Here is a 24,442-nt window from a genome sequence, read left to right as displayed (position 1 = left end):
CAAGCGTCCTTCTCAGGCTTCACCGCTTTGAGTTTCCAGGCCCGGAAAACAATACACCACGCTTCCATCAGCGGCGATGCGCCTGAGGACAAGTCCTGAATTCGCCAGAACATTCAAATCTTTTATCGATTGTTCGATTGCATAATCCAACTCGACCGCCATTTCAACAGACGTTATCCTGCCCTTTCGCAACTTGGCGAATTGAAGAATTCCTTTTTCCACCGAGGGCCTTAATCTTAATCTGTCGCGCAGAAATAAAGTGTCATTAGAAGCACCCGCAATGATCATCCCCAGATAACCGTTGACTATCGCCACCGCAAGCAACAATAACGAGTTTAGGATACCGGTCTCCAAAGTAAAAGCCACCCCCGCCGCCGCCATCATTAAAAAAATACAAACAAGAGCAAAGAATGAAGTTATGACAGAATAAAATTTATCCATGATTCAGCATAATCCTAATTTGTGTTCCATATTAAATTCGATATTCACTGGCCTTTTCAAAGAGCCACCGCTTCATTTTTTTCTTTTTCGCTTAGCAGTCCCCTGATTTTATAACAACGAGAATCTCTTTCGCCGATTTTCAAAACAGCGACGTCTATATCCACAAGAGCATCGAGACCCGCTTGAATTTCTTCAACCGAAAAGTTGGAATCCACAGCGAGTTCTACCGCAGTCAATTCTCCCTTGCCGGATTTTGCATAGCGAAGAATCTCTTTTTCCAGTTCATATTCTTCGTATGAACTCCTGCTTCCAAGTTTTGAAATTCCTTCTGCATCCTGTGGAAACAATATGATATGGCTCTTGCTTATGAGCAGGTATGAAAATAAAGCAACTACAAAAAGGGGGAACCCCTCCAGAGTGATGAGGCTATCCGAATTAACGTAGATCATATCCTTTACCGCCCAGCAATCGAAGGCGATCCCCAAACTGTAGCCGATCAAAGCCAGAAATTTCATCATGGCCGATTTTCCTTTGCTTGATTCTTATCTTTTAAAAATTCATAGCTGATTATATAAAACGCGCATTCGGAATGGCAATAATTTATAACCCCCAATGTAGAAAGGGCCGCGAACATTCTCTTGTCTGCTTTTGCAAAAATCGCCGAAATCACTCCAGCGCGAATTTTTTTTCGAGACGCCGCGAAAGCCGCGACAGGGGATAGGACATCATGAGGTAGAGCGTCGCCGTAATCACGCCCAGCTCCAGATAGTTCATCGAAGCGACCGCCAGCATGTTGAAGGTCTTCGTCAACTCGACAATGGCGATGATCGAAACCAGCGAAGAATCTTTCAGCAGGGCGATAAAGTCGTTGGTCGAGGGCGGCAGTACAACTCTCAGGGCTTGAGGCAGGAGGATGCGGGAATAGATCATCGTCTTTGGCATTCCCAGAGCGAGCGCCGCTTCCGTTTGACCGCGCGGTATCGACTCGATACCCGCGCGATAAATTTCCGCTTCGTAGGCGGAGTAATTGATCCCCAGAGCAAGAATAGCGGCTGTGAACGCGTTGAGGTTCAGGCCCAGCGCAGGCAAACCAAAATAGATCATATAGAGTTGCAACAGCAGGGGCGTGCCGCGAACCACTTCGATATAAGCGAGAGCCAGACCGCGCATCAGGGAGCCGCCAATCAGGCGGGAAAATACCAGCGCCAGTCCCAGGAAAATCGCCAAGGTCATGGCGCAGGTTGAGAGCAAGATTGTCATGCCCGCGCCTTTAAGCAGAAGACTTGCATAGCCGCCCCAGTTCCCCGGATCCACCTTTTCCGACTGCCGCCGCGCCGCCTGAATCATTCCCCCCTGGCTGATTTGGGCGTCGTTCCACAGTCCCCATTTTTCATACAAGATTCGAAGGCGACCGGAGGCCGACAAACGTTCCAGAATCTCGTTAAGCTCTTCCAGCAACTCCACATCTTCGTTGCGGACCCCGATGACATAGCTCCCTTCGCCAAAAGGAGACCCGGCAAATTTCAAGCGTTCGTTGGGCAAGCCATAGTACAGAGCGATGGGAAAATCCAGCAGGGTCGCGTCCACCCGGCCCAGCGCCAGTTCCTCATAAGGTTCCACCTGACCGGAAAAAATCTTTACGCTGATGTTCCCGGCTTCCTCCAGCATGCTGTGCGCCGTCGTGCCGCCAAGCGTCGCCACGGTCTTGCCCGCCAGATCGTCAAAGGATTGTATGTCCTGCTCATCGCGCCGGACCGTCAACTGCTGAGAAAAGATATAATAGGATCGCGTCAGCGCCACCTTCCGCTCGCGCTCCTGCGTCCACTCAATGCCATTGAGGGCGATGTCGAAATCGCCGCGTTTGAGCGCCGGTAGCAAGGTGTCCCAATCATTCTGAACATGCCGCGCTTCGACGCCCAGTTCCTCCGCAATCAAGCCGGCCAGCTCGACCTCAAAGCCGACCAGTTCTTCCGGCGATTTGGGGTCGGCGTAGACATAGGGCGCGCCGCCTTCCGCATCGGCGCCCCACAATAAAACGCCGGATTCCTGAATGGATTCCAACCCGCGCGCCTTCGCTTGAATGGGCAAGCCAGCTAATAATAAAATCAGAACTAGAAAATAAGGAGGGATAAAACGAAGCAAGGTTTCTGGGCGGGAGACCGAAGGCATCTGCTTTTTTTCTACAATCTCTTCAAGCGCGCTCATGTCTGAACGTCGCGATGGAAAAAGACAAAGCGCAAAGCATTCATGATTCAATACCCCACTGGACTGATTGCAAGTCAGTCGTTTTCAACCGACTCTGAAACGTATTTGTGTTTGAAATAAATCGCCAGGTCCTTGATCGAAACGATGCCCTTGATGCGCTTGTTCTCCGTCGCGATCACATAGCGGACATTGTTGTCGCGCATGGCCGAGAGCACATCCTCCATCGACCGGTTCGTATCAATGGTAACGGGCTTTGCCTGATGCGCTGAAATTGTGTCGGACGCCTTGCCGCCTTCGGCAAGAACGCCATGAATCAAATCCCGTTCCGTGACCAGCCCGGAATACTTGTCGCCCCGTTTCACCAGAAGCGCGCCCGCGTTGTGTTCGCGCATAAGTTGAGACGCCGCCTGCACCGTCGCCTCGGAATCGATTTCGAGAAGATTTTCTTCCATGTAATAACGCACCTTGTCTTCTTCGGCGACGTCCTGTGCGACCTTGAAACTGTAGTAACTGGCAAAATCATTGGTGGCGAGTACGCCGACAATTTTCCTGTTAGCGATGGAGGGCTTGTCCGTAACCGCCAGATGACGGATATTGTGTTTGCGCATCAGTTGATACGCGCTCTCCATCGATTCCTTGCAGGGAATGGAGACGAAGGGCTGAACCTTGATCGATCCAATTTGCGAATCGTAACCCGCCTCCAGAGCCTTACACACATGTTGCAGTAAATGCCGCTCCGTCGCCAGACCCGTACAGACCTCGCGATTGCCGATCAGCACGGCGCCGGTTTTCAGCTCTTTCATCGTTTTCGCGACAGCTCGCACCGACTGTTCCGGGGAGACGATCGCCAACGTTTTTTGCATGAAATAGTCGATATCGCCGCGCTCGCTGTCATCCGCGTTGAAAGCGTTGTGATAATAATTGGCAAAATCCTTGATCGAGAGCAGGCCGACAAACTCCCCACCATCCGTCACCCCCAGGTGACGAATATGCGACGAACGCATGCGCTCATAGGCTTCCTGCATGGAATGCGAAGCCTCCAGGGTGATGAGACGCTTGTTCAAAAAAACGCTCATTGGAATCTTGGACAGCTTGCGGCCCTCAGCAATCACATGCCGAGCCAGATCGGTCTCGGTAAATATCCCTGCGTACTTGCCATTATCAGTGATCAAAAGGGAACTGACGCTGTTGCTTTGCAATACTTTCAATCCATCGCTCAACGATTGTTCCCGATCGATCGAGATCAACGTCTCTTCCATATAATTGCGAATTTCATCCATGCGATGCCCTCGAAGAAAAAATTCAAAGATTCTATTTTAACAATAAAGCGAAAAATAGCGAACTAATCCCTTGTGGAGGACAAAGGAAATCCACCCCATTTTTTAAGTTATAATTTTAAAACGAAAACCGATGGAATACTTCGTCCTCAGCAGAAAGCTATAGAACAAAATGTGGAGAGATTTAGAGATTGGAAAAGGAGTTAGGCGAGGCTAATTTAACAATAACTTCATAATAAGGATCATTTATATTAAAAATTCTTTCACCTTATCTGGATACTTTTGTATCAACCATTTTAATAGTTGAATCTGATCTTCTCCTTTCGCTCGTCTAACCTGAGCCAATAGTTTTAAGTTTGAAGGTCTCTCAAGTGTTAAATTCGAAGCTCCTTCATTACATATGGAACAAATCGCGCGTAAATTCGAAGGCTCATCTGCTCCTCCTTGAGACTTATCTACAATATGACCGATATGTAGCCTCGTTTTTCTATTTGCATCATATGGGTGGTTTTCTCCCGCCGCCGCACCACACATTTGACAAGTAAACCCATTCCGATCTAGCACAAAAGCTCTGGTTTCTTTCGAAATTGTACGCGCAAACGCAGGAGCAGGCTTAGGGTCAAAAAGAACATATTGCCCGGGCTTTAATTCACTTCGATCATTATGTGTTTGTATCTGATATCCCTCTTCTGTGCGTAATTCTCTAACTCTTCTTGCCCATTCTGTAATTCCACCAGCCACTTGCCTTAATTCATTGGAATCCATGATCTTCCCAATATTTTCAAGGAAATGGTCTCTTAACTTAGACCTCGCCCCAACCTTCTTAGTCATTAATGTTAACTTTCATCCAGAGACCGCATGAATTTTTCTAGCCGTTAAACATCTATAAATTTGCTCCGCGACAGCGTGAGCAACCGGCGGAGGAAACGCATTTCCAACCTGCCGATATGCCGGTGTCTTTTTACCAAGGAACATCCATTCATCTGGAAAACCTTGTACACGAGCAACCATTGGAACTGTCAATTTGGGCGCCCCAACAAAATCTCTCTCTGGGGGTTCGTTAGCTATCCCTATGCCATCCACACCTAATGTGGCCCACGCTTTACGCGCACGAGTTGGACCAAGGTCTGGGCCACCGTGTTTCTTAGAACCACCGACAACAGTTGGAGCGATGTCATCAGCCTGTTTTTTCCATTTCTTTGCCAACCTCCAACCTCTGGACGCCATTTGCTCATAAAGCAACTCCCCAACCGTTAAGGGATTATGCTCTTTCGGTTTTGGCCAAGAAAAAACTTCCCCAATATCTTTTCGTATTGCAACAATCACGACACGCGGACGAAGTTGTGAAACCCCAAAATCAGAAGCATTGAGTAATCTCCAATCCGTTTCATAGCCCATTTTTTTTAATTGCTGTTTTAATCCATGCCTGTAGTCTTCAAAAATAGCATCTAAAAACCCCCGAACATTTTCGAGCATTACAGCACGAGGTTTACATTCATTTATTAAACGAAGCGCCTCAGGGAAAAGATCTCGACTATCATTTCTTCCAAGCTGTTTACCCGCTTTAGAAAAAGGTGGGCATGGCACTCCACCAGCCAAAAGATCGATACCTTTAAATGGCTGACCTTTAAAATCCTTCAAGTCTTCTTCAACAATATTCCAAGAACTACGGTTAAACCTCAATGTTTCACAGCACGGCCTATCTATCTCGACCAGAGCTTCTGGTTCAAAACCAGCACGTTCTAAGCCAAGCGCCTGACCTCCAGCGCCCGCACATATTTCAATACAGCGTAAAGATTTCATTAAATCCAATCTATAGATATGCTTGATTTCAGACGTTAACAAAACAATAATTCAACGCCATTAAAATAACAGAATTAAAATTTATTTTTAACAATAAAGCGAAAAATAGCGAACTAATCCCTTGCAGGAAAATGCAGAGCAGGTCGCCGGGCGTTCAGCTAATTCTGGCGAAGCGCTCTGCCTTCGTGCTAATTTACACCTGCAATCTGTCGGCTCTGACCGAATCCTTGAACGCTCCTGAATAATCACCCGGAACTTCCTATTGTTCAGCACTTATCTATCCATCGCCCTGCTCATTTTGGTTTCCGGCGTCGCCCTTATCGCGCTGGTTCCGGCCTTTTTCGGCTCGCCCTGGCACCCGCTCCGCAAGGCCTCGATCCAACGCATCCTCGATTTTTCCGAACTGAAAGCGGGCGAGCATTTTTATGAACTCGGCTCCGGCGACGGGCGGGTCTCCATTTCTGCGGCGCGGGATTTCGGCGCGCACTGCGTCGGCGTGGAAATCGACCCGATCAAGGTCTGGTCCGCCACATGGCTGGCCAAACGCGCGGGCGTCGCCGGGCAAACGCGCTTCCTGCGCCAGAATTTCCTCAACGCCGACGTCTCGCAGGCGGACGTGGTTTATCTCTATCTGACGCATCAGGCGATGGACCGCCTTCTCCCTCTATTGGAAGGGCAGTTGAAGCCTTCGGCGCGCATCGTCTGCTACCGTTTCTGCTTTGCCGGCAGGCAAGCGGACAAGGTCAACGCCGACCGCAATCTCTTCCTTTATCGCATGGGGCGCGGAAGTCAGTTGAACGCCTATTCCTGATTCGGTAGAATGCTCCGCTTGAAGCGTTTGCCGACAACTCACAAACCTGACATAATAAGCGCATGAAAAAAATCATCATCATTGGAGGCGGCATCGCCGGACTGGCGGCGGCCTTTCGTATTCAGGAAGAAATCGACAACGGAGCCGATGTGCAATGTCAGGTTCTCGAAGCCTCCGAACATTTCGGCGGCAAGATTCATACGGAACGCTTCGACGGTTTTATCGTCGAACGCGGCCCCGACTCTTTCATCTCGCAGAAACCCTGGGCCATCCAGCTTTGCAAACGCCTCGGGCTGGCGCATCGTTTGATGGGCACCAACCCGGAGCAACCCAAGACCTATGTCTACACCGGTCAGCGTCTGGTGACCATGCCCGACGGCTTGAGCTTGATGATCCCGACCAAATTCCTGCCCTTCGCCCTCAGCCCGCTGTTCAGCTGGTCGGGGAAAATTCGCATGGGCATGGACCTCATCATTCCCGGTAAAAAGAACGACGAGGATGAAAGTCTGGCTTCCTTCATTAGACGACGACTCGGCGAAGAGGCGCTGCGCAAAATGGCGGAACCGATGCTGGCCGGCATCTACGCCAGCGACCCGGAGACCATGAGCATCAAAAGCACCTTCCCCATGTTCGTGCAGGCGGAAAAAAAATACCGCTCGCTCATTCTCGGCGCGCTGGCGCGCAAACGCGACATGTTGATGAAAAAACCCGCAACGCCTGCGCCCAAAGGCCCCGCGCCCTTCTCCCTGTTCATGACCCTGCAAAGCGGTCTCGGAGAAATGGTCGATGCGGTTCTCGAAAAATCCAAAGACATTCAGTTTCGCCCGAACACCCGCATCGACTCCATCACCCGCAACGGCGAGGGCTGGAAGGTGAACGTTGAGGGCGGCGAAGCGCTTGAGGCGGATATTGTCATCGTCTCCTGCCCCGCCAGCATCACAGCGAAGCTGATCGAGCCGACGGCGCCCAAAGCCTCCGAATTATTGAAGACCATCAAATACGTGTCCACCGCCACCGTTTCCATCGCCTTCAAAAAAGAAGGTTTCGAGCATCCGCTGAACGGCTTCGGATTCGTCATCCCGCGCAACGAAGGGCGACGCATTCTGGCCTGTACCTGGACCTCGTCCAAATTTCCCAAACGCACGCCCGACGACCATGTCATGCTCCGCGTCTTTGTCGGCGGCGCCCAGCGCGAGGACATGGCGGAGCAGGAGGAGTCCGCAATCGTGACGATGGTTCGGGAGGAACTGAAATTCATGATGGGGATCGAACAGGAACCGGTCTTCTGCAAGGTCTACCACAACCGGAAATCCAACGTGCAGTATCAGGTGGGACACGGCGAACTGATCGCCTCAATTGAAAAAGAAATGGAAGCGCATCCGGGACTTTATCTGGCAGGAAGCGCGTATCACGGAATTGGCATTCCCGACTGCGTTCTCGACGGCACCAAGGCCGCCGAAAAAGCCCTTGGCGTTGCGCCGGTTCCCGCGCCCTGAAATTGACCTAGATCTGATATTTGCAAACAGCAACCCTGGCCAGGATTTAGATCGTGTCTTTATGAACAATCAAATATTGTTTCAACTTAGATCTGATCTTTGTAAACGATGAAACTGTCGCTGGGGTAGATGAGATGCGTTTCGCTCCATTGACCCGGCGCGTCGACGCTCCAGTCCGACTCATCCTCCAGCAGTTTCATGCGCAAACCGCCGTTTCCACCGAAGATCAATAAGGCCAGTCCATCGCCCGATTCCTCGATGGCGCAAGCGTAAGCGGGACAAAATTGGTTTTCGTCCCGGTCGTAACCCATGAGGCGCACGGTTTCGTCTTTTCCATCCACCTGATATTGGATACAATAGGCCTCGCGCGGAGACGAAACATCCCGGTACATCTGGCTGATGCAAGCGTCTATATTTTTGTTCGGTTCGACTTCGATGAACATCAGGGTCCTCTCGAATAAGGGTCAATCACAGCTAGATTGCCGCCTCAGCGGGCCGCTGTCAAGATGCAAACGCTGGCGCGCCAGATCGGACATAAATCTTAATCGAATCGAGTGCATCTAAATGATACTTGCAATCAAAATGATATGAACAGGGAGAATTTTACATGAAATGGGCTTCTGCAATTTCGACAAATGAACAACTGGACCCTTGCATCGAAGAGACCGTTGCATCGATCAAACAGCAACTGGGAGGGGCAGAGCCGCATTTGACCATTCTGTTCGTATCGTCCAACTATGGAACCGATCTCGATGCGGTTCGTGAAAAAGTCTCCAAGTTGATGTCCCCCGGCATCCTTTTCGGTTGCACCGGCGGCGGCATCATCGGGGCAGGGGAAGAGGTCGAACAAAAACCGGCCTTCAGCATGACCTGCGCGCATCTGCCTGATGTGAACATCAAACCAATTTATTCCGATACGCTCAACCTGCCCGACCAGGACACCGCGCCCAGCGTGTGGCGGGAGTGGCTGGGAGTCGAAGCGGTGGAAAATCTACACTTCATTTTTCTCGCCGATCCCTTTTCTTTTCGCGGCGAGGAATTTCTCGCGGGCTTCGACTTTGCCTACCCGAACAGCAAAAAAGTCGGCGGACTGGCCAGCGGCGCGCGACAACCCGGCGGCAACCGTCTGTTCCTCGACGATAAAATTTACTCCAAGGGCATGGTCGGCCTGGCATTGAGCGGGAACATTCAGCTCGACACCGTCGTGGCGCAGGGATGCCGACCCATCGGCAAGCCCATGAACATCACCGAATGCGACCAGATGTTGATTCGCACCCTGGACGGCAAACCGCCGCTGGAAATCCTTCAGGAAATCTACGAGACCCTCAATGAAAAAGACCAGGAGCTTCTGCAGACCTCGCTGTTCCTCGGCATCGAAATGAACGCGCTGAACGACAACCCGCAACAGGGCGATTTCCTCATCCGCAACCTGATGGGCGCGGACCGGGAGTCCGGCGGCATTTCCGTGGGCGCCATGCTTCGCGAAGGTCAACTGGTGCAGTTCCACCTGCGCGATAAAATCATGTCGGCGGAGGACCTCAACATGGTCCTCACCCGTTACAGCGAAAAGAACGATCTTGCGGAAGGTTCCGGCGCCTTGCTGTTTTCCTGTCTCGGTCGCGGTCAATACCTGTATGGAGAACCCAACCACGACTCGAATATGTTCAAGGAAAAACTGGGGGCCATCCCTCTCGGCGGATTTTTCTGCAACGGCGAGATCGGGCCGGTGGGCAGTTCCACCTTCCTGCACGGATACACCAGCTCCTTCGGAATTTTTAAACCTGCATCGGCTTAATATTAGCGATGCGCTTTTGAAAAACTTGTTGCCTGCCAGTCAATTGCTGACCGGAATTTTCAAACCTGCATCAGTGTGATACAGGCGACGCCTGTTTGAAAAATTTGTTTTGCAATTGGCATGAGAACGCTATGACGAGCTTTGACAAAATAACATCGCTTATTTTTTCAATTTTGCTCTTCGTGTTTACGATCCCCACCCTGTCCCACGCGCAGGCTCTGGGAAACAGCGACGGTTCTGCAAGAGTCTTTGAAGCAATAGAGAATGACCGCGAAGGCGATTGGGCAAAGCCTTTGGAAGACGGTCATAAGACGGGCTTTCGATCCGGCGAACCCACTACGGGAATCAAAATCCCTGACGAGGCCCGTTTCACCGATCTTTGTTATGTCGATCAGAGTCTAAGCTGCAATAAAGCCTTTGAACTCGTCGTTGGGGACGTTTGCAAATGCACTCAAAACGGCAAGGAGAAAAAAGGAATCGCTGTCTACATAGAACAGCGACTCAAAAGCAGGTCTCTAAAGAATCGTTCTCACTCCGAATAATTTTAAAAATGGATCCATTAAAAATCCGCATCCTTCCATTTCGCAAGCCATTTAGACTCCTGCTCATTTTCAGTCTTGTTCTCGCGCTCAGCGCCTGCGCCGCCGGACAAAGCAGTTCCTCCTCAAGTAGCTCCGCTTCGAGTAGTTCCTCCTTCAAAAGAATTGGCGCTGCCAGCGAAACGCGTCTTCAGGGTTCCGGGAGTTTGGGGAGTTATACGACTCTTTGCAGGGTCAGCGCCGAACTTCTCTGCGACAAAGCCTATGAAATGGAAGTCGGCGAAGATTGCGGCTGTTTAGACGAGGGAATCTTGAAATCCGGCGAAGCCGCCCCCGAGTAACGAACGCCCCGGATGGTGCGCTGTCAGCGCGTCAACCCGGAAAGCCCCGCCAGCAGGAAGGAGCCCAGAACAAAACCTACGATATGATGGACGTAAAAATAATATTTCACGATACCGTGAAGTTGAAATTTTGAATGCTCGTCGTCCAGTCGAATGATCGGCAACAGTCTGCCCAGACTGAACCAGAACACCCAAACCCCTCCTTTGAGACGAACCAGTCCAGCCCCCAATGAGATCAGCCAACCCAGCGCTATCATGACACCGATGCTGATGAGAGACCTTTCAATTTTGTAGCCATAGCCGATCAGAGCATCCATCAGGAGCAACCAGATTTTTTTACCAAAGGAATGACTGAGTTCCTGTCTCTCGCGTTCCCGACCGGTGTAGAGGATTTCCGATGCCTCCGCCTCGAACCCGGCCTTTCTCAAAACTTTCGCCGCTTCCTGATAAGGCTGGGGCGTGTAGGGTTTGTGCAGGGAAAGCCAGTGTTTCAGATTTTCCATATCTTCTTCCCGGTTTTCCTGAGCGCCCAATAGTTCCCAATGGCTGAGCGTCATTCCCTGAATATGTATCAAGCCGGGGATGCCTGGAAATTTATCTTCGCCTTGCTTCGGGTGCAGATCCATTTCAAGCCGTGTGGCGGATGCGTTTTTCAAATCGAGACGGGAATCGTTTTGCCAAAGAGATTTCTCCCGCCCTTTGCCAAATGAAAGCATGCCCTGAACCGAGGCATAAGATAATTCCAGATTGCCAAGTACGCTGTGATCGAAAAAAACATTACCGTCCACTTTCAAAAATGAAAGGCACATTTTTTTATGCCGCGAGAAGTTCTGGTCGATGAACACGCTTCCGCCCAGCCGGGTTCCCTCCATGAACAAGGACTGAATGCGCGAACCTTCAATATAGGCGTTGCCCTTGACCGATCCATTGACAAAAATAAACTGATTGGCGGAAAGGTCTCGCATGAAGAAGATGCCTTCCACCTGCGCCCGGTCCATATCCAATCCGTAATAAAAGCGAGCGCGGTTCATTTCCAAATCGCCATCGACAACGGCGCCGCGCATAAAATTCTCCACTCCGTTTGCAGGTTCCAGCAAACAATCATCACGAACAACCGGAGAAGTTTTCAATTCGGCATTGTCCGTTGCCAGGGAAGGTTCGTTGCCCTTGGCCACCCGGCTCTCTTTCGTGAAAATTCTATCGCGGCAAACGGAACTGGGACTTCGGTCCACGAAGGGCAGTTCAATATTTTTATTGTCAGGATTCTTAAGAACATCCGCCGCGCCTACGATGACGGCATCGTTCAGGAATAGCGTTCCTTTCACATGGATGGATTCCAGATTGAATCCGCCGCCAAGGTATAAGGACGAAAGGTTCAATTGACCGGGAATCACCGCTCCCAGCATATTTAAATTTCCCAAAATTCCAGAACCTTCCAGCGACAGCATGAAACCGGATTTGACGCCGTCGAAAGAAACATTTTTTTCAAAACGGGAATTGTCCAGCCAGACGGTGCGCTCGATATGAGACGAAGACAGATCCAGTTCTTCGCAGAACAGGGCCCCGGAGATTCTCACGCCCTTGTGCGGAACCTCATCCTTGAAATCTTTATTCAATAAAATGCTTCTTAGAAAACCAGCGCGTATCAGGCGCGGCTCTTCCCAGTTTTCGTTTGATTTGGGTTGTGGCTGAAGGTGCGCGGGTTTGTTCGGCGCGTTGTCCCAGAATTCCAAAGAATTCAAATCGGCTTTTTTGCCTTGTAGCAGTTGCGACCAGATTTTCTTTTCGGTGTCATTCCAGCATTTTTCTGGAAGGTAGAAATGACCCAGCGTTGACCGGCAGGACGCGTCCTGATCCACAGTCGCCTTGGCGATTAGCTTTGAAGGAGTAAAAAAGAGAAAAAGGAAAGTGAAAAAACTGAGAATGGCGGAGCAAAAACTGACATTGAGCGGGGGAGATGCTTTCATGTTTCAGAACCTCTGGTTGAAAAGCTCTGAAACTATAGCACAGTGGTTTATAGCTCCAAAAATTATATTAAGAGTTGGGATATTGAAAGGCATTGATCCCACGACTTGCATATCCAGACTTCAACTCAACGAGCGGGAATATTGTAATAGTCGCGATACCAGTCGATGAAGCGCTTCATGCCGGATTCGATGTCCGTGCTGGGCTGGTAGCCCAGATCGTTCTGGATCGGTTCGATATCCGCCCAGGTCTCCGTCATCTCCCCCGGTTGCTTGTCCATCTCGTTACGCAGGGCTTTCTTGCCAGTGATCTCTTCAATCACCGCGATGAAGCGTTCGAGCTCCTCCGTCCGGTCGTTGCCGATATTATACAGCTTGTAAGCCTGCGGGCGGTCGAGGGAAAGCATCACGCCCTGAATGATATCGTCCACATAGGTGAAATTGCGTTTCATCGTTCCATGACCGTAGACGTCGATGGTTTCCCCCGCGAGAATTTTTTTGGTGAAGAGAAAGGGCGCCATGTCGGGCCGACCCCAGGGGCCGTAGACCGTGAAGAAACGCAGGCCGGTGACGGGCAGTTGATACAGATGGCTGTAAACATGAGCGGTCAGTTCGTTGGCGCGCTTGGTCGCGGCGTAGAACGAAATCGGCTCGTCGGTGCGATCGTCAGTTGAAAAAGGAATCTTGCGATTGTTGCCGTAGACCGATGAAGACGAAGCGTACACAAAATTTTCCGCCTCAAGTTTGCGCGCTTGCTCGATGATGTTGAGGAAACCGTCGAGATTGGATTTTTGATAGGCCTGAGGATTGCTCAATGAATAACGCACCCCGACCTGCGCCGCCAGATGACAGATTTTTCGAATCGGCGCCTTGGAAGCGATCGCATCCAAAGCGTCGGCGTCGCACAGATCCGCCTCATGAAATGAAAAATTCGGAGCGCTCAGCAAACGCTCGAGGCGATCTTTTTTCAGGCCAACGTCGTAATAGTCGTTGAGATTGTCCAGACCGACCACCGCGTCGCCGCGGTCCAGCAAGGCCCGGCATAGATGATAACCAATAAATCCGGCCGCGCCGGTGACAAGAATCATAGGATACGCTTCATAACAGGAGTAAAATAGAATTCGGAAATTTTAGAACGAGGCCCGAAGAAGCCCTCCCGGCCTTCACTGCGGGGCCGGAAAGGAAGTTGCAATTCTATCATGAAAATCACCATTTTAGGATCGGGAACTGCCGTTCCCTCCTTACATCGCAATTCATCCGGCCTGCTCGTGCAGGACGGCGACGTCAACACCCTGTTCGACATGGGCTACGGAACGCTCAAGGCCCTGCTCAATCAAGGCATTGACTACCACCGCATCGACCGTATTTTTTTCACGCACAATCACCCCGATCATATCTGTGATTTGATTCCCTTCCTGTTCGGCTCGCGCTACTATCCCGACCCGCGTCGCGCCGATCTGGAAATTGTCGCAGCGCCGGGCTTTCATGAGTTTCTCGATCAATTGTTGAACTCCTTCGGCAAATGGTTGCGTCCCACCGAATACGCGATCACCTTCAGCGAGCAGGATGAAGAAGAACGCGTCTATGAAAACCTGAAAGTGCTATCGAAGAAAGTCGAACACATTCCCTTGAGCCGCGGCTACCGAGTGACCGACGCGCGCGGCGCGTCTGTAGCGATTTCCGGCGATACCGATTATTGCGAAGCGATGGTCGAGCTGGGAAAAGACGCCGATCTCATGATTCTGGAATGCGCCTTTCCCGACGATATGAAAGTGAAGGGTCACCTCAGCCCGCAATGGGCGGGTCGGCTGGCGCGCGAAGCGAATTGCCGCAAACTTTGCCTGACTCATTTTTACCCGCCTTGCGACCTCGATGAAATCCGAAAGGCCTGCGCGCAGGAATACTCCGGCGAAATTTTTCTAGCCGAAGACGGCATGCAATTCGAACTGTGACTTAACGATGCGAACGCTGAAAACTTTTGGGACTTGAATATTTTTCTAGCCGAGGATGGTATGCAATTCGAACTGTGACCTACCGATCCGAGCGCTGAAAACTTTTGGGACTTGAATATTTTTCTAGCCGAGGATGGTATGCAATTCGAACTTTAAACCGGCGACAGCCGCCGCTAGACATTAAAGCGAAAATGTAAAATGTCGCCGTCCTTGACCACATACTCTTTGCCCTCGACGCGCAGTTTGCCCGCCTCTTTGATGCCCGCTTCCGTCTTGTACTGAACCAGATCGTCGAGGCTATAGACCTCGGCGCGAATGAAACCTTTTTCAAAATCTGTGTGGATGACCCCCGCCGCCTGCGGAGCCTTGGAGTTTTTGCGGATCGTCCAGGCCCGGTTCTCCTTACCGCCTGCGGTGAAAAAGGTTGCCAGGTCGAGCAGGCCGTAACCCGCCGCGATCATCCGATCCAGTCCGGTTTCTTTCAAGCCCAGTTCCTCCATGAACATGGCGCGTTCTTCCGGGTCTTCGATTTCCATGATCTCGCCTTCAATTTTTCCCGCCAGCGCCACCAGCGAAGAGCCGTCCTGCGCCGCGATTTCTTTCACTTTTTGAACGTAATCGTTTTCGATATCGCCGGGGTCCATGACATTGCAAATATAAAGCGAGGGCTTGGCGCTGAGAAGCGTGAGCGTTTTCACATACCGTTTCTCTTCATCGTTAAAATCAGTGATCGAACGAACCGGCCGATTGTCGTTCAGCGCAGACACGATCTTGTCGAGCACCGCCACTTGCATGCGCGCTTCCTTGTCGCCGGATTTTGCCAGTTTTTCTATTTTAATTTTTCGACGCTCCAGGCTTTCCAGATCGGCGATCATCAGTTCCGTGTTGACCGTGTCGATGTCAGAGGCCGGGTCGATGGTTCCGCTCACATGCGGCACGTTGCCGTCGTCGAAGCAACGCACGACATGGGCGATGGCGTCCACCTCGCGAATATGTCCGAGAAATTTGTTGCCCAGTCCTTCGCCCTTCGACGCGCCCTTGATGAGCCCCGCAATATCGACAAACTCCATTTGCGTCGGCACAACTTTTTCCGCCTTGATGAATTGCGAAATCGTGTCCAGACGCGGATCCGGCACCGGAACCACGCCGCTGTTCGGTTCGATGGTTGTGAAGGCGTAATTGCCCGCTTGCGCCTTGGTTCGCGTCAACGCGCCAAACAAAGTCGATTTGCCCGCATTCGGAAGGCCTACCAGGCCGCAGGTGAATCCCATAATCCAATCGCTCCCTTTTCTCTCAATAGATAATATAATTCTCTAATGCTGAACCGTTTCAGCAAGCGCCTTGTCCGCAGACAAACGCTCCTCCGATTTCAAAAAAAATAAACTGACCAAAACCGCCAATGCAAAGCCCGCCATGCTGAGGAACAGACCCTCTGTGTCCGTCAGGCTGTACACGGTCAAAAAAATGATCCCGCCCAGATTGCCGTAAGCGCCAACCAGGCCTGCCAGCTTGCCCGTCAATTCTTTACGCACGCGCGGGACGATAGCGAAACAAGCGCCATTGCCCGCCTGAAGAAACAAACCTGCCAGCATCCCCACCATCACAGAAGCGATCAAACTCCATTCGGAGGATATCTGCGACATCACCAGCAAACTCACAAAGGCGCCAAACACAACGCCTATCAAAGTTTTGCGGCGACCCCATTGATCCGAAATCCAACCGCCTCCGGGTCGTGATATCAGATTCAATACCGAATGGGTCGAGCCAAAGATTCCCGCCGCGACCACGGACAAACCAAAAGTGATTTGCAGGAATTCTGGAAAAATGGATATGATCGCCAGCCCCGCGCCAAAGGTCAGGGCGTAGACCAGACTGAGGATCAGCGCCTGACTGAAAGCGTAATCGTATTCGCCGCCGCCATTGCTGAAGCGCCCCTTGTTCAAATTGTAAATGCTCCTTATATTCCACGCATACAAACCGAACAAAACCGCCGAAGCAATCCAACCGCCTCGAGGCGAAAGCAAAGGATATTCTGCGTAGGTCAGTTTGTAGACGATCAAAACCATCCCGCCCAAAATCGCCGACAAGGTCAACGCTTGCAAAATGAAATCGCGACGAGAACCCACCTCAATCGCGAAACCGTTGAAAGACAGATGCCCTTTGAGCAATCCGTTGGTGTCTTCCGCGTAATGCCAGTAAGCGACCGCGCTCAGCAAACAAACTCCGCCAAGAATGAAAGACGCCACCCGCCAACCCGTCTCTTCAGGAAAGGCCCAGGCGATTGCAGGCAGAGAAAACGCCGCCGCCGCCGCGCCAAAATTACCCCAGCCGGCGTAGATTCCTTGTGCCAGTCCCATCCGGTTGTCGGGAAAATGGTCGGAGATCATCTTCGTCCCAACCACAAATCCGCCGCCGACGATGCCCATCAGCAAGCGCGTCGCCAACACCTGTTCAAAAGTCTGGGACAGGCCAAAGGCGACGCAAACCAGGGCGGCATAGACGAGCAACCCGCTGAAAACAATCCGCGGCCCATAATAATCCGACAAACCGCCGATGAAAATACGCGCGGGAATCGCCAACGCCAGGTTGCAGATCATCAGCAAATCGATCTGAGCCTGTGTGAAGCCCAGAGTCTTGATCAATGTCGTATTGAACGGGGCCATGTTGAACCAGGCCACAAAGGTCAAAAAGAAAGCAAACCAGGTCAGATGCAAGGTGGTTTGCTGTCTTCGGCTGAAACCGAACATGCGTTAAATTAAGGTCAAAAGGCGGGCAGAATGGGTCAATTGCTCATGAATTGATGAGATTTGACGATGCCATCACGATCAAAGGAAATATGCAGATCCTTGGAGACGTTTCCGCTCAGGAGATTATATTTATTGTATTCATACACCCAGATGAAATCGCCGTTCTCCAAACCTTTCTGGTAGGGCGGTCCAAACATGTCCAGAATTTCTTTCTGAGTGGTTTTACCGTTTTCGATACTTCCAAATAAATTCTCATCAAATTTCTGGCCCGTCGTGCCGCAAGCGGCAAGCCCCAGACACAATACCAACGCCAGACACAACTGAACAAGCGACTGCTTTTGCTTCAACGCCCTTAGAAACAGTTTCATTCTGCCTCCGCAACGCTCACACGGAACTTGGCCCGGTGTAGTTTCAAATTGACCTGGAACAGAACCTCCAAATCATACATCTCTTCCAGCTCTTCCAGATACGTGCTTTCTTCTTCGAACATCAAATCATAGATCTGCGGATGAACCTCGACATTGACGATGCGCTTTTTGGACTGAGGGATGTATCCGATTTTCTGAATCGCGCGAATGATCTCGCTACAGGTCGTCGACGGGGATTTGATATAACCCTCGCCTTCGCAATAGGAGCAGGGTTCGCATAAATTCTGCACCAGACTTTCGCGCACCCGTTTGCGCGTCATCTCGACCAGACCGATCTCTGAAATTTTCAGAATCTTGGTGCGCGAACGGTCGCTTTTCAGCGCCTGGTTGAGAGCGTTCCACACCATCTCCTTGCTCTCTTCCTTGACCATGTCAATGAAGTCGACAATGATGATACCGCCAATATTGCGCAATCTCAACTGATAGACGATTTCCTTCACCGCTTCCAGATTGGTGGTAAGAATCGTCTCTTCGGGATCGCTGTGACCGACGAATTTACCGGTATTCACGTCGATCGCCACCAGCGCTTCAGTCTGGTCTATGGCGATATAACCGCCGGATTTAAGCCAGGTTTTGCGGTCGAGCGCGCGGTTGATCTCCACTTCGATGCCGTAGTGGTCGAACAGGGGCGCCGGGTCTTCATACAACTCAATCTTGTCCGCCAGATGCGGCAGATAGTTCGAACAAAACTCAACGCATTTTTCGTAAGCGCTTCTGGAATCGATCACCAGACGTTGCACATCGTGCGTGAACAAATCCCGGATCGAGCGAAAGATCAAATTCAAATCTTCGTATAACAAACGCGATCCGTTGTCGCTCCCCGGCATGTCCTTCAAATTGCCCCAGAGCCGATGCAGGAAATTCAGATCGGGTTGAAAATCTTCGTTGCCGCAACCCTGGCCGGCGGTGCGCACGATATAACCTTCGTGCGGGTTGCCTATCCCGGCGATCACCTGTTTCAGCCGTTCCTTTTCAACCTCGTCTTCGATGCGTCGAGAGACGCTGATATGATCCACCGTCGGCATGTACACCAGATAGCGACCCGGCAGGGTGATGTAAGTCGTGATGCGCGGCCCCTTGCTTCCCAGCGGATTCTTGGCGACCTGCACCATGATCTCCTGCCCCTCCTTCAAAATCTCCTGAATGGGGATGTCATGATTCATGTTGCGCATGGATTTTTCCTGATCCGCGCCCGTCTCCGCGCTGTCGCTCAAAGGCACGCAACTTTCGTCATGACTTTCCAAATCCAGCAAGTCGAGCACGTCGATATCGCCAACATAGAGGAACCCGGCTTTCTCCAAACCGATATCGACAAAAGCCACCTGCATTCCAGGCAGAATTTTGGTAACGGTCCCTTTATATATGTTGCCGACAATGCCCTTATGCTGTTGATGTTCGATGAACAACTCGACCAACTGGTTGTTCTCCATCAAGGCCACGCGAATTTCGCGCGCATTGGAATTGATCAGAATTTCTGATTGCATAGAGTGCGACTGATTCTAAAAATAGGAGATTTGAATACCGAATTTGTCTTTTTTAAACAGCGATTATAGCACGTTGCCCGTCCCATTGGACAGCTTTCAGCGCTCGTCAATGCACGGTTCGGCGCATTTCGATATTCAATAGCAATCCAAACGCAAAAAAATTGGTTATCAACGAAGACCCGCCATAACTCAGCAAGGGCAAGGGCAGGCCGGTGATGGGGAAAAAACCGATGGTCATCCCAATATTAAACACGGTGTAGAAAGTCAGGGAGCAAATGATCCCCAACGCCAGCAGGAAGCCAAAACGATCCCCGGCGCGAAACGCAATGTTCAATCCCTTCAGGATGATGATGAGGTAGACTGACAGCAATACCGCAACGCCAATGAAGCCCGATTCTTCCGCAAAAACCGAGAAAATAAAATCGGTGTGTTTTTCCGGCAAAAAATTCAAACGGCTCTGGGTGCCCGCCATCAAACCCTTGCCCCAGAATCCGCCCGAACCGATAGCAATTTTTGACTGTATCGAATGATAACCCGCCCCCAGCGGGTCCAGCTCCGGGTTGACCAGGGTCAACAATCGGCTTTTTTGATAATCTTTTAAAAACAACCATAAGGCAGGCGTCACTGCCAGGGCCGTCACAAATAATTTCACCAGGGTTTTCGAGTCGAACTCTATCGCAGTGATGAACACAACGAAGATAAAAAACAAAACCAGCGCCGTGCCCAGATCCGGTTGAGCCGCAATCATCAAGGCGATGATGAGCGTCAACAAGGCCGGTATCCACAAATCAAACAAACGGTACTGGCCCTGCATTTTTGTCGTCTCAAAAAATTTCGCGAGCGCAATGATCAAAGCAAACTTGGCAAACTCGGAAACCTGCAAGGTCAAGGGACCGATATGAATCCAGCGCTTCGCGCCCGACGCCACCACGCCGTTGATCAACACATAGCCCAGCGCAAGCAGGGTGAGAAAATATATCAGGTAGGCGTAACGATTCAGCAGGCGGTAGTCCACAAGGATCGCAATCAGCATGACAAGGAAACCGTAAAGGATCCAGTACAACTGCTTGATATATAGATTCCTGAAAAATTCTTCGGGTCGACCGTGGTTGGCGCTGTATATAAAAACCACGCCGACAAGCGCGGTTCCTAATATCAGCAAAAAATACCACCAGCAAAAATTAGATAATTGTCTGGGATTGATCATAGTCGGACGCGCATACCTGCAAGGAGAGACTTCAGCCGGGTTGAACCTGCCATTGAATGCAATTTCACGCGGACATTATAACAGATTGCTTTTAAACGTTTTAAAAAACTGGGCAGAAGTTGTGCAGATTGGCCTTTGCGGCGCATGTCCCCGTCTTTCCTAAGCCTTGCGAATTTATTCCACAAACTATTCACATCGTCTGTGGAAAAACCTGCGCGAGGGGCCAAAGACATCTCAAAATAGATTCCTTCGATCCTCCAGCTCGCGATGTCCGGGATTCTCAAATTTTAAGGACCTCGGTCAAAGGGCTTCATACAGGCTTGTTTCGAGGAGCCAAGATTCGGTTCCGTCTTTCCCCTTCGCTTAGGAACTCCCAACCGCCGTCAAAAATTCTGACGGGAGTTTTTCCCACATTCTAGGGAAGGACTCAAGCGCCCCTAACCAAATCCTAACAAATTTGTTGCGGTTAAACCCTCACAATAGCGTCAAAATTCCGACAGGATATTTGGGCCGCTTGAGCCAGAATCAAAGCCATTTTGTCTACTATTGTTCAAACTGTGGATAAAAAAAAATTTGTCAACAGCTAAAACGCTTTAATAACAAACCAGACCCAATAATTCCACAAATGCTTGTAAAATCGTATATTAAGCCATGCGCCTTTAAACGCTCCATATACTCAAAATCTCCCTAAGTTATGAAATTTCAAAGGGAGAGACAGGCTTATCCACAAGTTTTCCACAGCCCTTGGGGAAAACTCAGACGCAGGACAAACAACGCCAAAATTCGTTTAAAACGCATGCGACATTCGCCGCCGGAAATCTGCAGAAGTCTTAGCTTTTGGTCGCCCGGAGCCGGTAGCTTTCCAGGTCTGGGGCGAAAGGCGACTCAAATAGCATTCGCTCTTCCGTAGCGGGGTGGTTCAATTCCAAACGGTGGGCATGCAAAGCATGGCGCGACAGGCGCCCGAGACGGGGGTCCATCCTGCCGCCATAAAGTTTATCGCCCAGAACCGGGTGGTTGATGGATGCCAGGTGCACGCGAATCTGATGCGTGCGCCCGGTTTTGGGAAACAAACGGAGCCAGGCGAAAAGATCGTACTGTTCCTTCACTTCGTAATAGGTCTCGGCTTCCCGACCGTCCACCGCGCCCGCTGTCATTTTCTTTCGGTCTCCCTTGTGCCGTCCGACGCTGGAATCTATTTTCCCCCGCGCTTCCTTGAAGCGTCCCTGCGCCAGCGCCAGATACACCTTTTGAATCGTGCGGTTCTTGAACTGGCCCGCCAGATGGTTGAGCGCCGCATTGGTTTTTGCAACCGCCACCAGACCGGACGTTTCTTTATCAAGGCGATGCACAATGCCCGGACGCTCGACGCCGCCGATGCCCGGTAAGTCCTTGCAATGATGCAACAGCGCGTTGACCAGCGTGCCGCCGGAATGCCCCGGCGCCGGATGCGTGACCATGCCCGCCGGTTTGTCGATCACCAGAAAATGCTCGTCTTCAAAGAGGATTTTAAGAGGGATCGACTCGGCAAGGGTCTGCGAAGGCGCCAGCGGCGGCGGCTCCAGACAGACCGCGTCGCCCGCCTTCAATTTGTAACGCGCCGCTTCCGCCCGACCGTTCACCAGCGCCCGATCCGCGTCGATCCATTTTTTGATCTGCGAACGCGTTACCTCGCTCTGCGCTTCCGCCAGGAAGACGTCCAAACGCATCCCGGCATCTGCATCCGTCGCTGTGAATTGCAAAATTGTAAGTTCCATCTTCAGGTTCAACCCGGCCTGTCAGCAAAACAGCTCATGTCAAACAGATCCTATTTTAAAACTGATGACATAACTCGGGGCCATAAAAAAATCCCGCCACAGCCTCCTGAGGAGGCCAGGGCGGGATCGTAAAATCGTAAAACGCTCTGCGTTTACAGAATCGCGAGAAAATTACAAGCCTGATAGCAGGCGTTGCAATTGATGCAAAGATCCATGTCGATATGCGCCGCTTCTTTACGGGTGCCGCCGGTGATAGCCCCGGTCGGACAAGGCTTGATGCAGGCGCCGCAGGCGACACAATCATCTTCCTTGACCACATAATGGTAAAGACCCGTGCATTTTGCCGCGTCGCAGATCTGGTCGACGATATGACGCTCGTATTCCTTGCGGAAATACTTGATGCCGGTCAATACCGCATGCACCGCCGTTTCGCCCAGACCGCACAAGGAGGTCACATTGATCTCTTCGCACAGATTTTTCAGATCTTCCAGATCTTCCATCTTGCCGCGACCTTCGGAAATATCATCCAGCTTGTTGCGGATCAGCGTCAGCCCGATACGGCAAGGCGTGCATTTTCCGCAGGTTTCTGCTTCGTTGAAGCCGATACAGAATTTCGCCAGATCGACCACACAAGCCGATTCATCGTAAGCCGCGAAACTCGCCTGACCCATGATGACGCCCGCGTTCAGCAAGCTCTCGTAATCGGTTTTCGTGTCCGCCATCTCAGGAGGCAGAAAACCGCCCGTAACGCCGCCCGCGTGAATGACCTTCAGCGCCTTCTTCTTCTGAATGCCGCCGCAATAATCTTCGATCACGTCTTTGAAGGTGGTGTTCATGTCCAGCTCCATCAAACCATTGTATTTGATGTTGCCAGAGATCGCCCAGACCTTACAGCCGTTGGCGTTGTCCGGTCCCATGCCCGCGTACCAGTCCGCGCCCTTGCGGATGATCGCCGGAACCGTAGACCAGGTCTCCGCATTGTTCAGCAAAGTCGGTCGACCCCACAAACCGTTGTTGCAGGAATGCGGCGGTTGCGCCTTCGGCATCGGGCGTTTGCCCTCCACCGTCTGCATCAGCGCCGTCGATTCGCCGTTGATGAAGGATTCCATACCCTCGTGAACGCGAACGTCGATGCTGAAATCCGAACCCATGATATTCTTGCCGAGGAAACCGCGCTCGCGCGCCTGCTCCAGAGCCTTGTTCAATCGCTTCACGGCGATGGTGTAATCCGATCGCGTATAGATGATGCCTTCCGTCGCCTGAATCGCGTAAGCCCCGATCAGCAGACCTTCGACCACCTGATGCGGACAGCCCTCCATGATGGAGCGATCCATATAAGACGCCGGGTTGCCCTCGTCGCCGTTCACCATGATGTAGCGCGTGCCCAGGTCATCCGTTGGAGCCGTCGCCGCTTTTTCCCATTTCACGCCGGTGACGAATCCGCCGCCGCCCTTGCCGCGCAGACCGGATTTTTTAATCTCTTCAATCACTTCGCCCGGTTTGAAGGTTTTGAGAACTTTCTTCAAAGCCTCGTAACCGCCCACCGAGATATATTCGTCGATATTCTCAGGATCGATGGCGCCGCCGAATTCCATGGCAACGCGCTGTTGCTTGCCAAGCGTTTCGTAATAATCCTCTTTCGACGCGGCCTTCTTGAAAACTTTACCGCCAACAATATGATCCTTGAGAATGGAAGAGACCATTTCCGGCTTCACTTTTTCGTAAGTCACGCGCGGTTCGCCGGGAACGTATACATCCACCAGCACGTCGCGGCTACAATAGCCCCGGCAACCCACCTGGCCCATTTCGCAATTCTTGTCGCCCATCTCCGCATTGGCGCCCATGGCCGCGATCTGCTTTTCAAATTCCGCGTAGACCTTCTCCGCGCCCTCGGCGATGCCGCTCAGGCTTTTACACACGGTAATTTTAATAGTTCCCTTTTGCTTATCCGTCGCTTGTTCTTTTTCTTCAGCAACTGGCATGAAACAATCTCCTTAAATATTCACTTAGAGGAAGCGCGCTTCCATTAAATTTCATAGAACCAGAGCCAGGCCGGAATGTTCATTCGGACCCAACACTTTAATTTCTCATAAATGATAACGAAATGCCAGCTATTCTAGGATTCCCCGTTAGAAATGTCAATGCAAACCGCTCTCAAATCGTCCCTTTCAGCCACACCCCGCAATCCCGCCTCA

The 24,442-nt window shown here is 51.3% G+C and carries 22 protein-coding genes; 6 read left to right on the top strand and 16 right to left on the bottom strand.

All coding sequences use genetic code 11. The features are described 5' to 3' along the window. Positions 1 to 12 precede the first annotated feature (12 nt). The 6 genes from G3M78_04350 to G3M78_04325 form a co-directional block, all read right to left on the bottom strand. Complete coding sequence (locus tag G3M78_04350; protein ID QPJ64660.1) at positions 13 to 441, bottom strand: hypothetical protein; 429 nt, start codon at positions 439 to 441, stop codon at positions 13 to 15. A 56-nt stretch (positions 442 to 497) separates the two neighbouring features. Continuing rightward, positions 498 to 959: a hypothetical protein gene (locus G3M78_04345; GenBank protein ID QPJ64659.1), complete on the bottom strand. Its 462-nt coding sequence runs from the start codon at positions 957 to 959 to the stop codon at positions 498 to 500. A 148-nt stretch (positions 960 to 1,107) separates the two neighbouring features. Then, entirely contained in the window at positions 1,108 to 2,610 is a 1,503-nt protein-coding gene (locus G3M78_04340; protein ID QPJ66764.1) for an ABC transporter permease subunit, read from the bottom strand. A gap of 110 nt (positions 2,611 to 2,720) precedes the next feature. Further along, positions 2,721 to 3,926 (bottom strand): CBS domain-containing protein, encoded by a 1,206-nt coding sequence (locus tag G3M78_04335; protein QPJ64658.1) that lies wholly within the window; start codon positions 3,924 to 3,926, stop codon positions 2,721 to 2,723. 243 nt (positions 3,927 to 4,169) lie between these two features. After that, a complete protein-coding gene (locus G3M78_04330; GenBank protein ID QPJ66763.1) occupies positions 4,170 to 4,688 on the bottom strand; it encodes an HNH endonuclease in 519 nt (172 codons plus the stop codon). A 78-nt stretch (positions 4,689 to 4,766) separates the two neighbouring features. After that, the gene (locus G3M78_04325; protein QPJ64657.1) at positions 4,767 to 5,726 is read right to left on the bottom strand and encodes a DNA cytosine methyltransferase; all 960 of its coding nucleotides are present in this window, start codon (positions 5,724 to 5,726) and stop codon (positions 4,767 to 4,769) included. A gap of 262 nt (positions 5,727 to 5,988) precedes the next feature. On the opposite strand from G3M78_04325, the gene G3M78_04320 reads away from it, so the two are divergent. Both G3M78_04320 and hemG read left to right on the top strand, forming a co-directional pair. Further along, entirely contained in the window at positions 5,989 to 6,537 is a 549-nt protein-coding gene (locus G3M78_04320) for a hypothetical protein (protein QPJ64656.1), read from the top strand. Positions 6,538 to 6,599: 62 nt separating this feature from the next. Then, the gene (hemG, locus tag G3M78_04315; protein ID QPJ64655.1) at positions 6,600 to 8,033 is read left to right on the top strand and encodes a protoporphyrinogen oxidase; all 1,434 of its coding nucleotides are present in this window, start codon (positions 6,600 to 6,602) and stop codon (positions 8,031 to 8,033) included. An 86-nt stretch (positions 8,034 to 8,119) separates the two neighbouring features. Here hemG and G3M78_04310 read toward each other — a convergent pair whose 3' ends face one another. Next, on the bottom strand, positions 8,120 to 8,476 hold the full coding sequence (locus G3M78_04310; protein QPJ64654.1) for a hypothetical protein: 357 nt from the start codon (positions 8,474 to 8,476) through the stop codon (positions 8,120 to 8,122). Between the two features lie 164 nt (positions 8,477 to 8,640). Here G3M78_04310 and G3M78_04305 point away from each other — a divergent pair, with 164 nt between their 5' ends. From G3M78_04305 to G3M78_04295, 3 genes are all read left to right on the top strand, one after another. Next, positions 8,641 to 9,828, top strand: coding sequence for a hypothetical protein (locus tag G3M78_04305; GenBank protein ID QPJ64653.1), 1,188 nt, complete (start codon positions 8,641 to 8,643; stop codon positions 9,826 to 9,828). A gap of 131 nt (positions 9,829 to 9,959) precedes the next feature. Then, on the top strand, positions 9,960 to 10,370 hold the full coding sequence (locus tag G3M78_04300; protein ID QPJ64652.1) for a hypothetical protein: 411 nt from the start codon (positions 9,960 to 9,962) through the stop codon (positions 10,368 to 10,370). Positions 10,371 to 10,378: 8 nt separating this feature from the next. Further along, positions 10,379 to 10,708, top strand: a complete 330-nt coding sequence (locus G3M78_04295) for a hypothetical protein (protein ID QPJ64651.1) — start codon at positions 10,379 to 10,381, stop codon at positions 10,706 to 10,708. 23 nt (positions 10,709 to 10,731) lie between these two features. On the opposite strand, the gene G3M78_04290 is transcribed toward G3M78_04295, so the two are convergent. Both G3M78_04290 and G3M78_04285 read right to left on the bottom strand, forming a co-directional pair. Beyond that, entirely contained in the window at positions 10,732 to 12,675 is a 1,944-nt protein-coding gene (locus tag G3M78_04290; protein QPJ64650.1) for a hypothetical protein, read from the bottom strand. A gap of 125 nt (positions 12,676 to 12,800) precedes the next feature. Then, positions 12,801 to 13,760, bottom strand: coding sequence for an NAD-dependent epimerase/dehydratase family protein (locus tag G3M78_04285; GenBank protein QPJ64649.1), 960 nt, complete (start codon positions 13,758 to 13,760; stop codon positions 12,801 to 12,803). Between the two features lie 111 nt (positions 13,761 to 13,871). Here G3M78_04285 and G3M78_04280 point away from each other — a divergent pair, with 111 nt between their 5' ends. Continuing rightward, positions 13,872 to 14,624 (top strand): MBL fold metallo-hydrolase, encoded by a 753-nt coding sequence (locus tag G3M78_04280; GenBank protein ID QPJ64648.1) that lies wholly within the window; start codon positions 13,872 to 13,874, stop codon positions 14,622 to 14,624. A 173-nt stretch (positions 14,625 to 14,797) separates the two neighbouring features. Here the strand turns inward: G3M78_04280 and ychF are convergent, their stop codons facing one another. The 7 genes from ychF to G3M78_04245 all read right to left on the bottom strand — a co-directional run bounded on the left by ychF (position 14,798) and on the right by G3M78_04245 (position 24,229). Then, positions 14,798 to 15,895, bottom strand: a complete 1,098-nt coding sequence (gene ychF / locus G3M78_04275) for a redox-regulated ATPase YchF (GenBank protein QPJ64647.1) — start codon at positions 15,893 to 15,895, stop codon at positions 14,798 to 14,800. Positions 15,896 to 15,937: 42 nt separating this feature from the next. Next, a complete protein-coding gene (locus G3M78_04270; protein ID QPJ64646.1) occupies positions 15,938 to 17,371 on the bottom strand; it encodes an MFS transporter in 1,434 nt (477 codons plus the stop codon). A gap of 35 nt (positions 17,372 to 17,406) precedes the next feature. Next, entirely contained in the window at positions 17,407 to 17,691 is a 285-nt protein-coding gene (bamE, locus tag G3M78_04265) for an outer membrane protein assembly factor BamE (GenBank protein QPJ66762.1), read from the bottom strand. Positions 17,692 to 17,735: 44 nt separating this feature from the next. Beyond that, positions 17,736 to 19,283 (bottom strand): Rne/Rng family ribonuclease, encoded by a 1,548-nt coding sequence (locus G3M78_04260; GenBank protein ID QPJ64645.1) that lies wholly within the window; start codon positions 19,281 to 19,283, stop codon positions 17,736 to 17,738. Positions 19,284 to 19,389: 106 nt separating this feature from the next. Next, positions 19,390 to 20,490 (bottom strand): rod shape-determining protein RodA, encoded by a 1,101-nt coding sequence (gene rodA, locus G3M78_04255; protein ID QPJ64644.1) that lies wholly within the window; start codon positions 20,488 to 20,490, stop codon positions 19,390 to 19,392. Positions 20,491 to 21,320: 830 nt separating this feature from the next. Beyond that, positions 21,321 to 22,247, bottom strand: a complete 927-nt coding sequence (locus tag G3M78_04250; GenBank protein QPJ64643.1) for an RluA family pseudouridine synthase — start codon at positions 22,245 to 22,247, stop codon at positions 21,321 to 21,323. 152 nt (positions 22,248 to 22,399) lie between these two features. After that, positions 22,400 to 24,229, bottom strand: coding sequence for a 4Fe-4S dicluster domain-containing protein (locus G3M78_04245; protein ID QPJ64642.1), 1,830 nt, complete (start codon positions 24,227 to 24,229; stop codon positions 22,400 to 22,402). Positions 24,230 to 24,442: the final 213 nt, after the last annotated feature.

It is taken from the genome of Candidatus Nitrohelix vancouverensis, from assembly GCA_015698305.1.
In the GTDB taxonomy this organism is placed as follows: domain Bacteria; phylum Nitrospinota; class Nitrospinia; order Nitrospinales; family VA-1; genus Nitrohelix; species Nitrohelix vancouverensis.
This window is presented reverse-complemented; position numbering and strand designations above follow the sequence as displayed.